A 19,401-nucleotide genomic window follows, 5' to 3' on the forward strand; every position below is an offset into this window, starting at 1 on the left:
GGGACGGGACCGCGCGCAGGCCGCTTGACTTGCATCAAGCGCCGCCTGCGCGCCGCGCCGGAGACTGGGGCGGTCGCAGCGCTATCGCAACAAGGAGCTTTCCATGAACGAAACCCAGTCCGAACAGCAAGGCCAACTGGCGCGTGATGTGCGCGCCGTCGTCGATGACGCGGAGGCGCTGCTGCGCTCGGCGGCCAACGGTGCCGGCGAAGCCACGGCAGAGGTCCGCGGGCGGCTGCAGCAGAGCCTGGCGGCCGCCAGGCTGCGGCTGGGCTCGCTGGAGCAGGGCGTGCGCGACCGCACGCTGGCCGCCAGCCGCGCCACCGACGGTTACGTGCGCGACCATCCCTGGCAGGCCGTCGGCGTCGCGGCCGCGGTAGGCGCCGTGGTCGGCCTTGCGCTGAGCGCAATGCTGAGCCGGCGCGACTAGCTCAGGTGAAGCCAGCCGGCCTTTCGTGACGCATTCACGCAGCCCGGCGTAGGACGGATGGAACCCCTCGTGTAGGACGGGTCAGACAAGGCTTGATGCAGAAGCCTGACTCCTCCTTCGCCGCTCCCGTCCGCAATGTCCTCGCGCTGGCCCTCCTGGCCGCCGGCGTGACGGCCTCGACGCTGCCCCTGCGACCCGCCGCCGTGCCGCAGCCGCTGCTGAGCCAGTCTGCGAAACCGCTTGCCATCGCCGCCGTGCCGGCGGCCCGGCACGTGGTGGCTGCAGGCCCGGCCGCGGAGGAACCCGCCGATACGGAAGAGGGCGACGAGGCCGGCGAAGAAGAGCCGGTCCTTCAGCAGCTGCCCCTGGCGCCAGCCGAAGCCGAACCGGCCATCATCGCAGTGGCCGAAAAGGAACCGCTGCCGGACCTGCAACAGCTGCGCTCGCGCCTGAAGTGGGTGCAGGTGCAAGTGGGCGGCCGGGAGATGGTGACGCCCGATGCGCAGTCGCGCCTGCTGCTGGCCCGCTCCGCGGCGGCGCGCGCAGGGCTCGCCGACGTGGGCCTGGATTTCCGCGACGTCTACGGCGTCATCAACGCGGAAACCAGCTGGGTGCCGCGTAGCGGCATGGGCCGCAACGGCGTGACGAGCCAGGGCCTGGCGCAGTTCGAGCCGGGCACCGCCAAGGCCGTCGGCCTGCGCAATCCCAACGATGCCGTCGAAGCGGTGCATGCCGCGGCGCGCCTGCTGAAGGAGGCCGCCGTGTGGAGCGCCCAGCGCGTCGCCCGCCTCGACCTGGCGCCGGACGCGCGGGCGCAGAAGCTGCGCGAAGGCATCTCGATCTACTACAACCTGTCCAGCCACGCCCGCAGCGCCTGGAGCGGGCTGAACACGCAGCAGCTGCCGGTGGAGACGCTGCGCCACATCCGCAACGTGTTCATGGGCGCCCGCCAGGCCGAGAGCCTGCTGGCCGGCGGCGCGCTGCCCATGCCGTCCATCCCGGCGCCGGCGCCCTTGGTCCTGGCGCGGGTGGCTACGGAGACGCTCACGCACGCCGCGGCGTCGCCGCACCGCCGCGCGACGCAGGTGGCCAAGGCCGCTCCGCCCAAGGTGGTCGGCACCATCGCCTGGGCCAAGTCGGACGCGCAAGGCGGCGGCCATCGCGAGTACGTCGCGTATTCGGACGGCCGCGTCGGCAAGCAGGCGCCCAGGCACGGCGGCAACTACATCACCTGGACGCCGCGCGCCGGGTAAACCGGGATGCGGGGCCCGGGGCGGCGTGCCAGAGTGCGCCGATCCCAGGAGGAGCCCCGCATGCTGTTTCCCACCACCATCGTCGGCAGCTTTCCCCAGCCCGAGTGGCTGATCGATCGCGCGAAGCTTGCGGGCCGCTTCCCGCCGCGCGTGCGCGCCCGCGAGCTGTGGCGCATCCCCGAGCCTTACCTGGCGCAGGCGCAGGACGACGCCACGCTGCTGGCCATCCGCTTCCAGGAGGAGGCCGGCCTGGATATCGTCTCCGACGGCGAGATCCGGCGCGAAAGCTATTCCAACCGCTTCGCCACCGCCCTCGAAGGCGTCGACCTGGACAACCCGGGCAGCGCGCTGGACCGCTCCGGCCACCCGAACCCGGTGCCGCGCATCGTCGGGCGCATCCGCCGCCGGCATGCGGTGGAAGTGGACGACCTGCTGTTCCTCAAGCGGCAAACGACGCGCAGGACCAAGATCACCGTCCCCGGTCCCTTCACCATGCTGCAGCAGGCGCAGAACGATTTCTACGCCAGCGAGGAAGAAGCGGCGATGGACTATGCGCAAGCCGTCAACGCGGAGATCAAGGACCTGTTCGCCGCCGGCGCCGACGTGGTGCAGATCGACGAGCCCTACATGCAGGCGCGGCCCGAGAAGGCACGCCAGTACGGCCTGGCGGCGCTGAACCGCGCGCTCGAAGGCGTGGAAGGCACGACCTGCGTGCACATCTGCTTCGGCTATGCGGCCATCATCCACCAGCGGCCCAGCGGCTATTCCTTCCTGCCGGAGCTGGCCGGCTGCCGCTGCCGGCAGGTGTCGATCGAGACGGCGCAGTCGCAGCTGGACACCCGGGTGCTGCGCGAGCTGGGCGACAAGCAGGTGCTGGTCGGCTGTCTCAACCTGGACGACCCAGCCGTCGAGACGCCGGAGGAGGTCGCCGATCGCGTGCGCCGGGCGCTGGAGCACATCGCGCCGGAGCAAGTGATCCTGGCCCCGGATTGCGGCATGAAGTACCTGCCGCGCGATTCCGCGCGCGGCAAGCTCGCGGCGATGGTCCGCGCCGCCGGAATGCTCAGGCAGGAGTACCGCGCGGCCTGAGCGCAGGCCTCACTGGAAACGGACGCGGCAGCGCATCCCGGCTGGCACCCGGCCTTCGCGGTTGGGCAGTTCCAGCCGCACGCCGAAGGTGCCGCTCGCCGCGTCGATCACGCGGTCGACGACGCTCACGGTGCTGCGATACGTACCGGCGACGGGCGCCTCGGGCAGCACGGTGGCCTGCTGGCCGCGGCGGATGCTGCCGAACAGCTTGGACGGCAGCACCACCTCCACGTGCAGCGGGTCGACCTCGGCCAGCTTCATCACGGGGTTCTTCACGGTGGCGGTGGCGGCCAGCTCGCCCGGCCGCAGCAGCACCTCGACCACCACGCCGTTGAAGGGCGAGCGGATGGTGCGCAACTCAAGCGCCGCGTGGGCCCGGGTCATGTCGACCTGGGCCAGGCGCTGGTTCTCGCGGGTGCGGCGCAGGTCCTCCATCGACAGCTTGTACTCGGCCTCGGCCTCGTCCAGCGCACTGGCGGACACGAACTGCTGGCGGAACAGCTCGCGGGCGCGCTCCATCTTCTTGGTGGCGAGTTCGACCCGCGCTTCGGCCACCTTGATCTCGCCGGTCATGTCGGCGCGGGTGCGGGCGACGTCGAGCGCGGCCCTTTCCATGCTGGATTCGACGATGGCCAGCACCTGGCCGCGCCGAACGCTGTCGCCGCGCTGGACCTGCACGTGTTCGATGAGGCCTTCCACCGGGCTGCGGATCTCGACGTTCTGGCGCGCCTCGATCATGCAGTCGTATTCCTGCGCGTGGACGGCCAGGGCCGCCGAGAGCAGGGCAGTCGTCGCCGCCAATCGCATCCGCACCGCAAGCCTCCTGCCCGGCATTGTTTCGGGCCATCCTAAGCGGCATCGGGCTCGGCGACAATGGCGGGATGCCATCATCTCCGCTGATCCGATACCTTCCGGGCAGCGCGCCACTGGTCCTGGATTCGCCGCACAGCGGCGTCGCCTACCCCGCGGACTTCGGCCATGCCTGCGAGCTGGCCGTGCTGCGGCAGGCCGAAGACACCCATGTGGAGAAGCTGTACGACTTCGCGCCCGCCCTGGGCGTGGCCTGGGTCGAGGCTCTGTTTCCGCGCAGCTACATCGACGTGAACCGCAACACCACCGAGGTGGACGTGACGCTCCTGGAGGACGCCTGGTCCGACGCCGTCGAAACCGACCCCAAGGCCTTGAACAAGGTCCGCCTGGGCAAGGGCCTGATCTGGCGCATGACCGACGACGGCGTGCCCATCTACGACCGCAAGCTGACGGCGGCGGAGCTCCGCGAGCGCATCGACCGCTGCTGGCGGCCTTACCACCAGGCGGTGGAAGAGTCCATTGACGCCGCCCACGCGCGCTACGGCTACAGCATCCACCTAAATTGCCACTCGATGCCGGCGGTGGCCTCGACCTATGCCACCGATTTCCCCGGCCTGGCCCACGCTGATTTCGTCATCGGCGACCGGGACGGCACGACGGCCGATCCGGCGCTGTCGCAGCGGCTGTGCGACATCCTGCGCGGCTTCGGCTACGACGTCTCGTACAACCACCCGTACAAGGGCGTGGAACTGGTGCGCCGCTACGGCAAGCCCGCGGCACAGCGCCACAGCATCCAGGTCGAATTGAATCGCAAGCTGTACATGGACGAAGCCACGCTGCAGCCGAACGCCGGCTTCGAGACCCTGCACGCCAACTTGCGCCGAATGGTCGAACAGCTGCTGGCCACCGACCCGAGGAAGCTCGCCTGATGGACCGCGTCGGCGCGCTGGTGATCGGCGCGGGCGTGGTGGGGCTGGCCGTCGCACGGGCGCTGGCCCAGGCCGGCCGCGAGACGATCGTGGCCGAGGCGGCCGACGGCATCGGTCAGGGCGTGAGCTCGCGCAACAGCGAGGTGATCCACGCCGGCCTCTACTACCAGCCCGGTTCGCTGAAGGCGAAGCTGTGCGTGCGCGGCAAGGAGCTGCTCTATGCGCTGTGCGCCTCGCATGGCGTGGAGCACCGCCGCTGCGGCAAGCTGACGGTAGCCAACAGCGAGGCGGAAGTGGCTGCCCTGCGCGCGCTGCAGGACCGCGCGGCTGCCAACGGCGTACCGGTCCAGTTTCTGGAGCAACGCGAAGCGCTCGCCCTGGAGCCGGAACTGCGCTGCATCGCGGCGCTTTCCTCGCCCAGCACCGGCATCGTCGACAGCCACGGCTTCATGCTGGCCTTGCAGGGCGACCTGGAACGCGCCGGCGGCATGATGGCCTTCGGCTCGCGCGTCGTGTCGACGCGCCTGTCCACCCGTGCCAGCGAGCCGCACCTGGTGCGCTTCGCCGACGGCAGCGAGCTGGCCTGCGACCTGCTGGTGAACTCCGCGGCGCTGCATGCGCCCGCGCTGGCGCGCAGCTTCGAGGGCCTGGACGCCCGCTTCGTGCCGCGCGAGTGGTTCGCCAAGGGCAACTACTATGCGCTGGCGGGGCGGGCGCCTTTCACGCACCTGATCTACCCGGCGCCGGCCGATGCGCACCTGGGCACGCACCTGACTCTGGACCTGGGTGGCCAGGCCAAGTTCGGGCCGGACATCGAATGGCTGGACGTGCGCACGCCGGAGGAGATCGACTACCAGGTCGATCCGGCGCGCTCCGAAGGCTTCTACGCCGAGGTGCGGCGCTACTGGCCGGGCCTGCCGGATGGCGCGCTGGCGCCCAGCTACAGCGGCGTGCGGCCGAAGATCCACGCACCGAACGAGAAGGCGCCGGATTTCCGCATCGACCTGCCGGCCTTCCATGGCGTTCCGGGCCTCGTGAACCTGTTCGGCATCGAATCGCCGGGGCTCACGAGTTCCATGGCGATCGCGGAACTCGTCGCCGCGTCAATGTGACGCTCACGCGCGCCGCTGCCGCTGGAAGGCGCGCGCCACTTCGTCGATCAGCTCCGGGCCGCGATAGATCAGGCCCGTGTAGATCTGCACCACGTCGGCGCCGGCCTGCAGCTTGGACAGCGCGTCCTGCGCGCTCAGGATGCCGCCCACGCCGATGATCGGGAAGCCCGCGCCCAGCGCCGCGCGCAGCTGCGCGATGACTCGGTTGCTGGCCGCCAGCACCGGCGCGCCGCTCAAGCCGCCCGTTTCTTCCGCGTGAGGAAGCCCCTTCACCGCATCGCGCGAAATCGTGGTGTTGGTGGCGACCACGCCATCCATGCCGTGGCGGCGCAAGGTCGCGGCGATCACCTGCACCTGCGCTTCGTCGAGATCGGGCGCGATCTTGACGAAGATCGGCACCCGCCGGCCATGCTGCTGCGCGAGTTGCTCGCGCCTCTCTGCCACCGCGGAGAGCAGGGCGTCCAGCGCCTCGTCGCTTTGCAGCGCCCGCAGGTTCTTGGTGTTGGGGCTGGAGATGTTGACCGTGACGTAGTCGGCGTGCGGATACACGCCTTCCAGCGCGATCAGGTAGTCGCTGGTGGCCGCCTCGATCGGCGTCGCCGCGTTCTTGCCGATGTTCAGGCCCAGGATGCGGCCCTTGCGGCGGAAGCTGGAGCGCTGGACGTTGGCGACGAAGGCATCCAGCCCGTCGTTGTTGAAACCCAGGCGGTTGATCAGCGCGTTGGCCTGCGGCAGCCGGAACATCCGCGGCTTGGGGTTGCCCGGCTGCGGCTTGGGCGTCACCGTGCCCACCTCGACGAACCCGAAACCCATCGCCCCCAGCCCGTCGATGCAGCGCGCGTTCTTGTCCAGGCCGGCTGCCAGGCCCACCCGGTTGGGGAAACGCAGGCCGGCCAGCTCGATCGGGTCGGCCACGAAGCGGTTGCTGTAGGCCATGGCCAGCGGCGTGCCCTGGAGCCGGGCCAGCGAGCCCAGGGTCAGCTCGTGGGCGGTTTCCGGGTCGAACCCGAACAGGAAAGGCCGGGCCAGGCCGTAGGGAAGGAGGGACATCCGATAATTCCGGTTTCTTCAACAGACGAACCGGGGATTGTCGCGTGACGCAGGACGAACTCAAGACTTTGGTGGGCCGGGCGGCGCTGCAGTACGTGGTGCCCGGCGAGATCGTGGGCGTGGGGACCGGCTCCACGGTCAACAAGTTCATCGAGGCCCTGGCCGGCATGAAGGACCGCATTCCGGGCGCCGTTTCCAGCTCGGTGGCCTCCACGGAGCGCCTGCAGGCGCTGGGCATCCGCGTGTTCGACAGCAACGAGGTGCGCGAGCTGGCGGTCTACATCGACGGCGCCGACGAGATCGACGGCCGCGGCTACATGGTCAAGGGCGGCGGCGCGGCGCTCACGCGCGAGAAGATCGTCGCGGCGCAGTCGCGCCGCTTCGTCTGCATCGCTGACGAATCGAAGAAGGTCGAATTCCTGGGCAAGTTCCCGCTGCCGGTGGAGGTGATCCCGATGGCGACCCAGCGCATCGTGCGCCAGTTCGAGGCCATGGGCGGGACGGCCCAGGTGCGGCAGAAGGACGGCCAGCCGCTGGTCACCGACAACGGCCAGCACATCCTGGACGTCACCGGCCTGCAGATCCGCGAGCCGCTTGCCTTCGAGAGCGAAGTGAACCAGTGGCCGGGCGTGGTGACCGTGGGCGTGTTCGCCCACCAGAAGGCCTCGGTGTGCCTCCTGGGGACGGCGTCCGGCGTGCGGACGATAGCGTACTAGAAGCGGATCCCGGCCGGGTTGTCGGCCGTGGTGGCGGGCGGGGCGTCGGGCACGGGGGCCACGGCGGGTGCCTGCGGCGCCGCGGCGGCGGCCGCGGGTTGGGCCTGCTGCACCGCCACCATCGGCGTGGGCGCCGGGTTGCGGTAGCCCGAAGGCAGCTTCGACGCCTTCGGGTAGCCAGCGGCGTCCAGGTACTGCGACCACTCGGTCTCCGAGTAGCCATGCAGCTGCTGGCCGCCGATGGTCAGGAAGGGCACCCGCACCTCGCCCGAGAGCTTGCGCAGGGCGGCCGCATCGTCGTTGGTGCTGACCGTCTTCTCGGAATAGGGAATGCCGCGGCCGGACAGGAAGTTGCGCGCGCTGTTGCAGGGCGCGCAATCGGTGCCGGTGTACAGCGTGACCGGGTACTTGCCCGCAGCGGTGCGCACGTCATAGGGCAGGCCGCCGCCGGCGTTCGCCGTGTTGCCGCCGGCCGGCGCTGCTGCCGCCGGCTTGGCGGCAGTTTCTGCCGGAGGCCGGTCGGAGAAAGTCACCTTGCCGTCCGGCCCGACGATGCGATAGACCTGTGCCGAAGCTCCCAGGCTGGTCGCGCAGAGCGCGGCCAACACCATGCGTTGCATGGAAACAGACGCCATCTTCCTTCCTCCAGCTCCCGTTCGTTGTAGATGTTCAGGCCATCCCCTGGTGGCGCAGCAGGGCGTCCAGCGTCGGTTCGCGGCCGCGGAAGGCCTTGAACGACTCCATCGCGGGACGGCTGCCGCCGGCCTCCAGGATGGCCTGGCGGTATTTTCGCCCGGTTTGCACGCTCGGCAAGCCGTCCTTACCCGCCGTTTCCTCGAAGGCGGCATAAGCGTCGGCGGAAAGCACCTCGGCCCACTTGTAGCTGTAGTAGCCCGCGGCATAGCCGCCGGCGAAGATGTGGCTGAAGGTGTGCGCCATGCGGTTGAACGCCGGCGGCTGCAGCACCGCCACTTCTTCGCGCACCTGCTGCAGCAGCGGCATGATGTCCGATTGCGGGTCGTGCGACGTGTGCAGCAGCATGTCGAACAGCGCGAATTCGATCTGGCGCAGGGTGGCCAGCCCGCTCTGGAAGTTCTTGGCGGCCAGCATCTTGTCGAACAGTTCGCGCGGCAGCGGCTCGCCGGTATCCACGTGGGCCGTCATGTGCTTCAGCACGCCCCATTCCCAGCAGAAGTTCTCCATGAACTGGCTGGGGAGCTCCACCGCGTCCCATTCCACGCCGCTGATGCCCGAGACGTCGCGCTCGTTCACCTGCGTCAGCATGTGGTGCAGGCCGTGGCCGGACTCATGAAAAAGGGTGATCACATCGTCGTGCGTAAGCAACGGTGGCTTGCCTTCGACGCCCTCGGCGAAGTTGCAGACCAGCTGCGCCACCGGCGTCTGGAGCTGGCCGCTGTCCGGCCGCAGCCAGCGGGCGCGGACGTCGTCCATCCAGGCGCCACCGCGCTTGCCGGTGCGGGCGTTGGGGTCCAGGTAGAACTGGCCAACGAGCTTGCCGGCCCGCTCGATGCGGTAGAACTCCACGGCGGGGTTCCAGACCGGGGCGTAGTCGCGGCGGATTTCCACCTCGAACAGGGTCTCGACGATCTTGAACAGGCCGGCCAGCACCTTGGGCGCCGTGAAGTACTGCTTGACCTCCTGCTCGCTGAAGGAATAGCGCTCCTCCTTCAGCTTCTCGCCGATGTACGGATAGTCCCAGGCCTGTGGATCGGTGATCCCCAGCTTGGCCGCTGCGAACTCGCGCAGGTCGTCCACGTCCTTCTGGGCGTAGGGCTTGGCACGCCGGGCAAGGTCGCGCAGGAACTGGATGACCTGGTCGGGGGAGTCGGCCATCTTCGGCACCAGCGAGACTTCGCCAAAGTTGCGGTAGCCGAGGAGCTTCGCTTCTTCCTGGCGGAGAGCCAGGATCTCCTTGATCAGCGCCGAGTTGTCGAACTTCGGGTCGCCCTGGTCGCTGGCCCGCGTGACGTAGGCGCGATACAGGCGCTCGCGCAGCGCGCGGTTGGTGCCGAACTGCATCACGGGCAGGTAGCTGGGCATCTTCAGCGTCAGCTTGTGGCCGGGCTTGCCCTCGGCTTCGGCGGCGGCTCGGGCGGCCTGCACCACGTCTTCCGGCACGCCATCGAGCTCGCTGGCGTCGCCGTAATAGGCAAAGGCGTCGGTTGCGTCCAGCGCGTTCTCGCTGAACTTCTGCGTCAGTTCGGCCGAGCGCTCCTGGATGGCGGCGAAGCGCTCCTTGGCGGCGCCGGCGAGCTCCGCACCGGACAGGCGGAAGTTGCGCAGCGCGTTCTTGTGCGCCTGCTGCTGCTCCGGCGTCAGCCTGGCGGCGTCGATGGCCTTGTACTTGGCGTACAGCTTCTCGTCCGCGCCCAGGCGGGTCCAGAAGTCGGTGACCTTGGGCAGGGCCTCGTTGTAGGCGGCGCGCAGCTCCGGCGTGTCCGCCACCGCGTTGAGGTGGCCCACGACGCCCCAGGCGCGGCCCAGGCGTTCGGTGGCGACGTCCAGCACCTTGGCGATGGCGCTCCAGTCGGCGGGGAAGGCGGAATCGGTGACGGCCGCCAGCGCGCGGTCCGCCTGGCCCAGCAATTCGTCCATCGCCGGCACGACGTGCTCGGGCTTGACCTGGTCGAACAGGGGGAGGTCTTGGAAGTCCAGGAGGGGATTGCTCATGCCGTCCATTTTGAGGCAGGCGGCGACTCTTCAATGCCCTTGCGGGCATTGGCAATTCCGATAGTGGCGATTAGACGCCCAGGTACTTCTGCAGCAGCTCGGGGCGCGCCCGCAGTTCGCCCGCCGAGCTTTCGTGGGCGACGTGGCCGTTGTTGATGATGTAGACGCGCTGGGCCAGCTGCAAGGTGGCGGCCAGGTTCTGTTCGACCAGCACGATGGTCTGGCCGGCGGCGGCCAGGTCGCGGCAGGCCTTCATGAGGTCGTGCACGATCACCGGCGCCAGGCCTTCGAAGGGCTCGTCCAGCAGCACGATCTTGGGCGAGCGGATCAGCGCGCGGCCGATGGCCAGCATCTGCTGCTCGCCGCCCGAGAGGTCGGTACCGCGGCTCGTGCGGCGCTCCTTCAGGCGCGGGAACATCTCGTAGACGCGGGCCAGCGGCCAGCGCTGCGGCGCCGTCAGCCCGGCCAGCACCAGGTTCTCCTCGACGCTGAGGCTGCCGAAGATGCGCCTTTCCTCGTGCACCAGCTGCATGCCTTCGCGGGCGACCGAGTGGCTCTTGCGGCCGACCAGCTCGACGCCGTCCAGCTTGACGGAGCCGCTGCGCGGCGTGACCACGCCCATCAGGCTCTTCAGCGTGGTGCTCTTGCCGGCGCCATTGCGCCCCAGCAGGGCGACCACTTCATTCTTCTCGACGTGCAGGGACACGTCGAACAGGATGTGCGAATCCCCGTAGTAACTGTTGATGCCCTTGACTTCGAGGAGGCTCATGCGGCCACCGCCTCGTGCACGCCGCCCAGGTAGGCTTCCTGGACCAGCGTGTTGGCCTTGATCTCTTCGGGCGTGCCTTCGACCAGCAGCTTGCCTTCCTGCAGCACTGTGATGCGCTCGGCGAGTTCGAACAGGGCGTCCATGTCGTGGTCGATGATCACAAGCGTGCGCCCCTTGGCGATGGTCTTGAGCAGGGCCACGGTCTCGACGCGCTCGCTGGGGCTCATGCCGGCCAGCGGCTCGTCCAGCAACAGCAGGCTGGGCGAGGAGGCGAGAGCGAGGCCGATCTCGAGCCGGCGCTTTTCGCCATAGGCCAGTTCCGCCACCGGCGCATCGGCGCGGGCGGTGAGGTGGACGAGCGCCAGCGTGTGCTCCACCTGTTCGCGCAGGCCAGGCACCTTGTCCGGGCTGCGCAGCAGGTCGAGGCGGAACTTGCCGCGCAGCTCCGCCAGCGCGGCGATCGTCACGTTCTGGCGCACCGTGAGCTTGTTGAACAGCTGGTTGACCTGGTAGCTCTTGGTCAGGCCCAGCTGGCAGACGTCGGTGACGTCCATGCCGGTGATGTCGCGGCCTTCGAAGACGATGCGGCCCGAGGTCGGCGGGATCTCGCAGGTGAGCATCTTGAAGAAGGTGGACTTGCCAGCGCCGTTGGGGCCGATGATGCCGCGCAGTTCGCCGGCGTTCACGGTGAAGTCGATGCCCTGGTTGGCGACCACGCCGCCGAAGCGCTTGGTGAGGCCGGTGGCCTGCAGCAGCGGGCCCTGGTAGTCCTTGTTCGCGTGGTGGGTGGCGCGCATCGGCATCACCAGCGGCTGCGCCGGCGCAGCGACGGGGGCGGCGGCTTGTTCCGCCGGCTTGCGTTTGCCACCCGTGACCAGCAGCCACAGGTCGCGCAGGCCGCCCAGGATGCCCTGGCGCAGGAAGCACACCAGCAGCACGAACACCACGCCCAGCACCAGCTTCCAGGCCGCGCCCAGGCCCAGCGAGGCCTGCAGGAAGTCCTGCAGGAACAGCCAGACGCCTGCGCCCAGCAGCGGACCGACCAGGGTGCCGCGGCCGCCGATCACCGTCTGCATGATCAGCTGGCCCGAGGTCTCGAACATGAAGGCGTCCGGCGGCATGAAGGCCTGCAGCACGCCCAGCAGGCCGCCGGCGATGCCGGCATAAGCCGCGGCGATGACGAAGGCTGTGCGCTTGTACGACTGCACGTTGTGGCCCACGGCGGCCGCGCGCAGCGGGTTTTCGCGGATCGCCTCGAACACGGCGCCGACCGGCGAGCGCACGATGCGCAATGCAATCACCAGCCCGACGAAGTAGCAGAAGGCCAGGAAGGGGTAGAGCGACCAGCCGGAGGTGAAGTTCAGCGTGAGGAAGCCCAGGTTCAGCACCGGGTTCGGCACGCCCGGCAGGCCGTTCTCGCCGCCGGTGAAGTCCGACAGCGGATTGAACTCGACGAAGAAAAAGATCTCGGCGATGGCCACCGTGATCATCGCGAAGTAGATGCCGGTGCGTCGCAGCGCCAGCAGGCCGATCAGGTAGCCGACCACTGCCGCGGCCACCATGCCGATGATCAGTGCCAGCAGCACGCTGGGAAAGCCGGCCTTCGTGAGCAGCCAGGCGGCGACGAAGCCGCCCGTGCCGTAGAAGGCCGACTGGCCGAAGGACAGCAGGCCGGTGTAGCCGAACAGGATGTCGAAGCCCAGGCCGAACAGGCCCCAGACCAGCACGCGGTTGACGGTATTGGGCGCCGCGCCGAGCAGCGGCAGCACGAAGGGTGCCGCCACCAGCAGCACCGCGGCGACGATCTCCAGCAGGAAGCGGTTGCGACGCGTCACTCGCGCCCCCGCGTGCCCAGCAGGCCGTGCGGCCGCACCAGCAGCACCAAGGTCATGGCAGCGAACAGCATCACGTAGGCATAGCCGGGGTTGACCATGGATGTCAGGCTGATGATCTCACCGGCGATGAGTCCGCCGAGGATGGCGCCCGGGAAGGAGCCGACGCCACCGATGACAACCACCACGAAGGTCTGGACCAGGATCGCTTCACCGACCTCGGGCGTCAACGACACCACCGGCGCATTGACGATGCCGGCGAAACCCGCCGCCATCGAGCCGATACCGAAGACGATCATGAAGACCCGATAGACGTCGATGCCCAGCGAGTCGACCATCACCGCGTCGTCGATGCCGGCGCGCACGATCAGGCCCAGCCGCGTGCGATAGAGCACCACGTAGAGCACCAGCAGCGCGATGGCCACGATGCCGACCACCGCCAGCCGGTAGGTCGGGTAGAACATGATGCCCAGGTTGGTGATGCCGGACAGCAGCGAAGGCGGCGTCACCGTCTTCGTGAGGCTGGAGAAGATCAGCCGGATGATCTCGACGAAGCAGATCGCCAGCCCGAAGGTGACCAATAGCTGGTCCTCCCCGGGTCGCTGGTAGAAGTGCCGGATGATGACGCGCTCCATCAGCACGCCCAGCAGGCCGACGCACAGCGTGCCTGCCAGCAGGGCGAGCAGGAAGGACCCGCTCGCCTGCCAGGCCGCATAGCCTGCGTAGCCGCCCACCATGAACATGGCGCCATGAGCCAGGTTCAGCACGCCCAGCGTGCCGTAGATGATCGTCAGCCCGGACGCTATCAGCGCCAGCAAGGCGCCGAGAGCGAGGCCGTTGAACAGCTGCGAGAGGAAGTTCGACCAGGTGATCATGCGGCCTGCGCTGCGCGCCGCACGTTCAGGTGTAGCCGCCGAGGTTGCAGCCGAAGGCGTCCGGTTTCTGCATCAGGCCGGCGCCCGGGACCACTTCCACCACTTCCCAGTAGTCTTCCTTGTTGCGCATCGCGCTCGGCTTCTTGCCGCGCACGATGACCACCGGGCGGATCAGCTGGTGGTCTTCCGGCCGCCAGCTCACTTCGCCGACGAAGGAGTTGAGCTTGCGCGGCGACTCGTAGGACTTGATCACGTCCGGCGGGTAGAAGGTGCCGGCGTGCTCCACAGCCTCGGCCCAGAGCGCGAACTCCATGTACGCGTTCTCGGCGCCCCACTCGGGCTTGTAGCCGAACTTCTTCTCGAAGGTTTCGACGAACTGCTTGGCCAGCGGGTACTTGTCTTCCATCGTCCACCAGAAATCGGTGGCGGCGTAGACGCCCTCGGTGACGTCCGGGCCGACCTCGCGCGCGAGGAAGGGGATCTGGTACGGGATCACCAGCTTCATCTTCGGCAGCAGGCCGAACTGCTTGGCCTGCTGCGTTGACAGCACCGCGTCGTGGCCCCAGTTCACGTTGATCAGGAACTCGGCGCCCGAGTTGGCGATGTTCGTGAGATAGGAGCTGTAGTCCGGCGCGCCCAGCGGCGAGACCTGGTTGGTCACCATCTGCCAGCCGCCGTTCTTGGTGAGGAAGTCGTTCACCGACTTCGTCACCGTGTGGCCGTAGGTGTAGTCGGGCGTCATGAACGCCATCTTCTTGTTCTTGCCGTAGGCCTTCAGCAGGGCCGGGCCGATGGCGTCGGCGGCGGTCTGGCCGTAGAAGTTCTGCCGCACGCCGTAGCGCACGCAGTCCTTGCCGGTGGTGTCGTTGGAGCCCGAGATGCCGCAGACGAACAGCACCTTCTCGCGCTGCGCCAGCTTGTTCAGCGCGACCGCCACGGCACTCGAAGTGCCGCCGGTGATCATGATCGCCTTGTTCTCGGTGATGAAACGCTGCTGCGCCTGCACCGCGTCGTTGGGCTTGGCGGCCGAGTCGGCGACGCCGAATTTCAGCTGCTTGCCGAGCACGCCCTTGGTGGTCTTCGGCGAGATCGCCTTGATCAGCGGGTGGCCTTCGTTGATGTGCTCGATGGCCAGCTGGTAGCCCTTGAGTTCGTCTTCGCCCTGCACCGCGTAGGTGCCGGTGCGTGGCACCGAGATGCCGATGAAGACCGAATCGCCCTGCGTGCCCGCGGGCCAGGTGCCTATCGGCGGCTGGTCCGCCGCATGGGCTGGCGTGACCAGCAGCGATGGCAATGCAAGGCCCCCGGCGGCGCCGATGCCTGCGCGCAGCACGCTGCGCCGGCTGGGGGAAGAGGAACGCTCATGCTTCATCTGGAATCTCCTTGATTCGTCGACCGGCACGGATATATCTTCACGCGATACTTTTCGAGTCTATCGGCGCGTGACAAGTCGTTGCCATCCGCACAAGCCCTTAGCGATGCGCGAATGCGTGCGCACAACCCTGAAGAGTCAGGGTTGTGTAAGGAACAAGGAGTGGAGCAATGAGCGAGGTTCGCGCTCGGCGAACCCGCTTCGATCAAGCGGCGCGTTCGGCGGCTTCGATCGTGTTCACCAGCAGCATCGCGCGCGTCATCGGGCCGACGCCACCGGGCACGGGCGTGATCCAGCCCGCGACTTCCTTGACGCCCGCGAAGTCGACGTCGCCACACAGCTTGCCTTCGTCGTTGCGGTTCATGCCGACGTCGATGATGACGGCGCCGGGCTTCACCATGTCCGCGGTCACGACGTTGCGACGGCCCACGGCGGCGACGATGACGTCGGCCATCAGCGTGTGCGCCTTCAGGTCCTTGGTGCGGCTATGGCACAGGGTGACCGTCGCATCGCGACCGAGCAGCATCAGCGCCATCGGCTTGCCGACGTTGTTGCTGCGGCCGATGACGACGGCGTTCTTGCCCTTGAGGTCGAAGCCGATCGAGTCGATCAGCTTCAGGCAGCCATAGGGCGTGCAGGACCAGAAGCCGGGGAGGCCGGTGAGCAGGGCGCCCGCGCTCTGCACGTGGAAGCCATCGACGTCCTTGGCCGGCGCGATGGTCTCGATGACCTTCTGCGCGTCCATGTGCCTGGGCAGCGGCAGCTGCACCAGGATGCCGTGCACCTTGGCGTCGGCGTTCAGCGCCTGCACGCGGGCGAGCAGGTCGGCCTCGCTCATGGTCGCGGGGTAGCGCTCCAGCGTGGCCTTCAGGCCGGTCTGCTCGCTGTCGGCCACCTTGTGCTTCACGTAGACCTGGCTGGCCGGGTCCTCGCCCACCAGGATGATGGCGAGGTGCGGCTCGACGCCTTTGGCCTTCAGGGCAGCCGTGCGGCCGGCGACTTCTTCGCGCGTCTTCTTGGCGAGCGCGTTGCCATCGATGATCTGGGCGGTCATGGGTTCGGAGAGGTTTCAAGAACGCAGAAGAAACGCAAAAGACGCAGAAGAGTCCATCTGGAGTTCTGCGTCTTCCGCGTACTTTGGCGCCTTCTGCGTTCAAAAGGCGTTGGCGCGGTACTCAGGCTTTCGGAGGAGTCTGGCCCAAAGCGATCTTCAGCAGGTCGGCCACCGTGTTGGCGTTCAGCTTTTCCATGATGTTGGCGCGGTGCGCCTCCACCGTCTTGATGCTGATACCCAGGTCGTCGGCGATCTGCTTGTTCAGGCGGCCGGCCACGATGCGTTCGAGCACCTGGGCCTCGCGCGAGGTCAGCTTGGAGAGCAGGGCGTCGCGGCTGGCGGCGCTCTGGTATTCGGCGAAGGTGTCCTTGGCGCGTTCGAGCATGCGCTCGACCAGGCTCACCAGTTCGTCTTCCTTGAAGGGCTTCTGGATGAAATCCATCGCGCCCTTCTTCATGGTGTTCACCGCCATCGGCACGTCGCCGTGGCCGGTGATGAAGACCACTGGGAGAGGCGACTTGCGCTCCACCAGCCGGTCCTGCAGTTCCAGGCCCGTCATCCCACCCATGCGGATGTCGACGATCAGGCAGGCGACTTCGCGCGGGTCGTAGCGGGCGAGGAAACTCTCCGCGGAATCGAAGCAGCGGACCCGGTAGTCCTTGCCTTCGAGCAACCATTGCAGCGAATCGCGGACGGCCTCGTCGTCGTCCACCACATACACGGTGCCCTTCTTGGGAATCAAGCTCATACCGTCGTCACCCCCGCGTCCTTGCCGGCTATCGGATTTGTAGCACCGGAAACGGGAATCCAGAAGGAAAACCGGCATCCGGCAACTTCGCTGCCATTGTAGATGTTCTCGGCATGGACTCTTCCGTGGTGCGATTCCACGATCGTCCGGCACAGGTTGAGGCCGATGCCCATGCCTTCCGGCTTGGTCGAGAAGAAGGCTTCGTAGAGCCGGTCCATCACCTCGGGCGCGAGGCCCTGGCCGGAATCCAGCACCGAGAACTCCACCACCGGCTGTTCGTCGATCTGCTTGGGAATGACGCGCAGTTCGACGCTGCGGCGGCCCGGCGGGCGGCGGGCCTGCTCGATGGACTCGGCGGCGTTGCGCAGCAGGTTCACCAGCACCTGCTCGATCAGGATCGGGTCCACCATCAGTTCGGGCAGGCGGGCGGCCACATAGTGCGACATGCGCACGTTGCGCCGGCGCAGCTCGATTTCGGCCAGCTCGATCGCCTCGCTGACGATCACGCTCACGTCGGACAGCGTGCGGTTCGGCTCGCTGCGCTTCACGAAGCTGCGGATGCGCTGGATGATGGAGCCGGCGCGTTGTGCCTGCCGCGCCGTCTTGTCCAGCGCCGCCAGCACGTCGTCGTCGCTGATCTGCTTGCTCTTGATGCGCGAGACCAAGCCGTTGCAGTAGTTGCTGATGGCCGTCAGCGGCTGGTTCAGTTCGTGCGCCACGCTGGAGGCCATCTCGCCCATGGTGATCAGGCGGCTCGAGGTCTGCGCGCGTTCGGCCTGCGCGGCTGCCTGTTCCTCGGCGGCGCGGCGCGACGTGATGTCGGTGGCGATGACCATCTGCGCCAGGCGGCCGTCCACCCAGTTCAGGTAGCGCGAGCGCACTTCCAGCCACTTGCCCAGTTCGGGCACGAAGATCTCGGCGTTCTCGGACACGGCCGTCGTCAGGCTGCCGGTGGGCAGCCCGACGAAGGCGTCGACCTCGTCATTCACTTCGTCGCTGGCCCGCGGCTGTTCCGTCATGCCGGCCTGCGCCACCATGTTCAGGTGGCCCATGGCCTGGCTGCCGAACCACAGGCGGTACAGCTTGTTGGCGAACAGCAGCTCCTCGCTGCCCAGCGGCGCCACCGACACGGAGGCGTCGAGTGCCTCCAGCACCGTGGTGAAGCGCTCGTGGGATGCCTGCAACTGCTCGCGGATGCGGGTCGGCTCGGTGATGTCCGTCATCGACGTCATCCAGCCGGTCTGGTGGCCCTTGGCGTCCACCAGCGGGGACACGTAGAGGCGCGCATCGAACAGGCTGCTGTCCTTGCGCTTCACGCGCACCTGGAAGCCGCCCTGCACGGTGCGGCCCTGCAGTTCGTCTTCCAGCCGCGCCGACATCAGTTCGCGGTCTTCTTCCGGCCAGTAGGGGAAGGGCGGCGTGCGGCCAACCAGCTCTGCCTCGGTCCAGCCCGTCATCTGGCAGAAGGCGGCATTGACGTAGGTGATGCGGCCATGCATGTCAAGGGCCCGCATGCCGGTCAGCATGGAGTTCTCCATGGCGCGCCGGAAGTTCGTCTCGGCCATCAGCGCCTGCTGCGCCTGCATGCGCCGCCGCGTATGCCGCCAATTGGCGATCAGCATCCAGCCGGTCATGGCGGACAGCGCGCCGACCAGCCAGAACAGGCCGGAGCCGATCACGCCCAGGCCGGTGCGGTAGGCCTGCGCGCGCACGACGAGGCCGTTGCCTACGGGCGAGACCGGCACTTCGTATTCGTTGGGCTGGGCGGCCCAGGGCAGCAACTGCGTGGCGGGGTTGCGCGGCGGCACCGAGACGCCGGCCAGCATGCGGCCCTTGCCATCGAGCAGCGACACCGCGTACTTGGCCGCGATCTCGGTCGGCACGCCGTAGCGCAGCAGGCCGTCGATGGAGTATTCGCCGAGGATCACGCCGCCGAACTTGCCCTGGTCCACCAGCGGCACGTGCAACTGCAGCAGGCCGGCGCTTTCGCTGCCCGCGACTGGCTGCGAGTAGACCGGCTGCTGCAGGTCGCGCGCGAGGCCGTACATGCTTTCGGTCTCGCCGGGCCGCAGCACTTCGCCAGGCACGCGCACCTGCGCATTGCTGATGCTGGGCGCGGCGTAGGCGGCCTTGATGCGGCGGCGCTCGTCGATCCAGGTGAGCATCAGCAGCTCGGGGTACTGGGCGATCATCGACTCGGCCCGTACCACGAATTCCTCGCTGTCCACCTCCTTGTTGGAGATGTCGCGGGCCACCCGCATCAGCTGTTCCTGGCGTTCCAGCAGGCGCAGGCGCATGCGCTGCTGGGCGTATTCGACGTCGCGCTTGACCGCTTCCTGCTCGCGGTCCATTTCTTCCAGCCGCAGGTACCAGAAGGCCGAGACGATGGCCGCCAGGAACAGCAGCACCGCCGCCAGCGGTGCCAGCATGGCGTAACGGTCCTGCCGGGTGGGGGTCTGGCGGCGCCACCAGTGGCGCCACCAGTTGGGAATGGGACCTTCGGGCAGTAGCTCGGAGGGGGGTGAATCGTGCATGAAGACCAATAGTTTAGGGGTGCGCGCCTCCCAGGCCAACGCGGCGAACCCTACGGCCGTGCACACCAGTTCACATTATGAAACCGCAGCGCACCATTTGAAATCGCCCTCAACTTATGTCACACTCGCCCCCGCAG

At 68.0% G+C, this 19,401-nt stretch carries 17 protein-coding genes; 6 read left to right on the top strand and 11 right to left on the bottom strand.

Annotated elements, in window-relative coordinates:
* Positions 1–103: 103 nt before the first annotated feature.
* From HHL11_RS30460 to HHL11_RS30470, 3 genes are all read left to right on the top strand, one after another.
* On the top strand, positions 104–430 hold the full coding sequence (locus HHL11_RS30460; protein WP_169422396.1) for an ElaB/YgaM/YqjD family protein: 327 nt from the start codon (positions 104–106) through the stop codon (positions 428–430).
* 95 nt (positions 431–525) lie between these two features.
* The gene (locus HHL11_RS30465; protein ID WP_169422397.1) at positions 526–1,683 is read left to right on the top strand and encodes a lysozyme family protein; all 1,158 of its coding nucleotides are present in this window, start codon (positions 526–528) and stop codon (positions 1,681–1,683) included.
* 60 nt (positions 1,684–1,743) lie between these two features.
* Positions 1,744–2,772, top strand: coding sequence for a uroporphyrinogen decarboxylase family protein (locus HHL11_RS30470; RefSeq protein ID WP_169422398.1), 1,029 nt, complete (start codon positions 1,744–1,746; stop codon positions 2,770–2,772).
* A 9-nt stretch (positions 2,773–2,781) separates the two neighbouring features.
* Here the strand turns inward: HHL11_RS30470 and HHL11_RS30475 are convergent, their stop codons facing one another.
* Positions 2,782–3,579: an efflux RND transporter periplasmic adaptor subunit gene (locus tag HHL11_RS30475; RefSeq protein ID WP_240980511.1), complete on the bottom strand. Its 798-nt coding sequence runs from the start codon at positions 3,577–3,579 to the stop codon at positions 2,782–2,784.
* A gap of 74 nt (positions 3,580–3,653) precedes the next feature.
* Between HHL11_RS30475 and HHL11_RS30480 the strand changes: the two genes are divergently transcribed.
* Together HHL11_RS30480 and HHL11_RS30485 are read left to right on the top strand one after the other, a co-directional pair.
* Positions 3,654–4,511, top strand: coding sequence for an N-formylglutamate amidohydrolase (locus HHL11_RS30480; protein WP_169422400.1), 858 nt, complete (start codon positions 3,654–3,656; stop codon positions 4,509–4,511).
* Positions 4,511–5,623: an NAD(P)/FAD-dependent oxidoreductase gene (locus HHL11_RS30485; protein ID WP_169422401.1), complete on the top strand. Its 1,113-nt coding sequence runs from the start codon at positions 4,511–4,513 to the stop codon at positions 5,621–5,623. Before HHL11_RS30480 ends, HHL11_RS30485 begins: the two co-directional genes overlap by 1 nt.
* Before the next feature lie 3 nt (positions 5,624–5,626).
* Here the strand turns inward: HHL11_RS30485 and HHL11_RS30490 are convergent, their stop codons facing one another.
* Positions 5,627–6,673, bottom strand: a complete 1,047-nt coding sequence (locus HHL11_RS30490) for a quinone-dependent dihydroorotate dehydrogenase (protein ID WP_169422402.1) — start codon at positions 6,671–6,673, stop codon at positions 5,627–5,629.
* 44 nt (positions 6,674–6,717) lie between these two features.
* Here HHL11_RS30490 and rpiA point away from each other — a divergent pair, with 44 nt between their 5' ends.
* On the top strand, positions 6,718–7,389 hold the full coding sequence (rpiA, locus tag HHL11_RS30495; protein WP_169422403.1) for a ribose-5-phosphate isomerase RpiA: 672 nt from the start codon (positions 6,718–6,720) through the stop codon (positions 7,387–7,389).
* On the opposite strand, the gene HHL11_RS30500 is transcribed toward rpiA, so the two are convergent.
* The 9 genes from HHL11_RS30500 to HHL11_RS30540 all read right to left on the bottom strand — a co-directional run bounded on the left by HHL11_RS30500 (position 7,386) and on the right by HHL11_RS30540 (position 19,264).
* A complete protein-coding gene (locus tag HHL11_RS30500; RefSeq protein ID WP_169422404.1) occupies positions 7,386–8,024 on the bottom strand; it encodes a glutaredoxin domain-containing protein in 639 nt (212 codons plus the stop codon). The two genes, rpiA and HHL11_RS30500, sit on opposite strands and share 4 nt — an antisense overlap.
* Positions 8,025–8,058: 34 nt before the next feature.
* Complete coding sequence (locus HHL11_RS30505) at positions 8,059–10,080, bottom strand: M3 family metallopeptidase (RefSeq protein ID WP_169422405.1); 2,022 nt, start codon at positions 10,078–10,080, stop codon at positions 8,059–8,061.
* Positions 10,081–10,150: 70 nt separating this feature from the next.
* Entirely contained in the window at positions 10,151–10,849 is a 699-nt protein-coding gene (locus tag HHL11_RS30510; protein WP_169422406.1) for an ABC transporter ATP-binding protein, read from the bottom strand.
* The gene (locus HHL11_RS30515) at positions 10,846–12,684 is read right to left on the bottom strand and encodes an ABC transporter permease subunit (RefSeq protein ID WP_169422407.1); all 1,839 of its coding nucleotides are present in this window, start codon (positions 12,682–12,684) and stop codon (positions 10,846–10,848) included. Before HHL11_RS30515 ends, HHL11_RS30510 begins: the two co-directional genes overlap by 4 nt.
* The gene (locus tag HHL11_RS30520; RefSeq protein WP_169422408.1) at positions 12,681–13,556 is read right to left on the bottom strand and encodes a branched-chain amino acid ABC transporter permease; all 876 of its coding nucleotides are present in this window, start codon (positions 13,554–13,556) and stop codon (positions 12,681–12,683) included. The genes HHL11_RS30515 and HHL11_RS30520 overlap by 4 nt, the downstream gene beginning before the upstream one ends.
* 25 nt (positions 13,557–13,581) lie before the next feature.
* Complete coding sequence (locus tag HHL11_RS30525; RefSeq protein ID WP_169422409.1) at positions 13,582–14,928, bottom strand: substrate-binding protein; 1,347 nt, start codon at positions 14,926–14,928, stop codon at positions 13,582–13,584.
* 205 nt (positions 14,929–15,133) lie between these two features.
* Positions 15,134–15,982, bottom strand: coding sequence for a bifunctional methylenetetrahydrofolate dehydrogenase/methenyltetrahydrofolate cyclohydrolase (locus tag HHL11_RS30530; RefSeq protein ID WP_169422410.1), 849 nt, complete (start codon positions 15,980–15,982; stop codon positions 15,134–15,136).
* A 121-nt stretch (positions 15,983–16,103) separates the two neighbouring features.
* Entirely contained in the window at positions 16,104–16,730 is a 627-nt protein-coding gene (locus HHL11_RS30535; RefSeq protein ID WP_169422411.1) for a response regulator transcription factor, read from the bottom strand.
* Positions 16,727–19,264, bottom strand: coding sequence for a PAS domain S-box protein (locus HHL11_RS30540; RefSeq protein ID WP_169422412.1), 2,538 nt, complete (start codon positions 19,262–19,264; stop codon positions 16,727–16,729). The genes HHL11_RS30535 and HHL11_RS30540 overlap by 4 nt, the downstream gene beginning before the upstream one ends.
* Positions 19,265–19,401: the final 137 nt, after the last annotated feature.

Origin of the sequence: Ramlibacter agri (assembly GCF_012927085.1) — a bacterium.
GTDB classification, from domain to species: Bacteria; Pseudomonadota; Gammaproteobacteria; order Burkholderiales; family Burkholderiaceae_C; genus Ramlibacter; species Ramlibacter agri.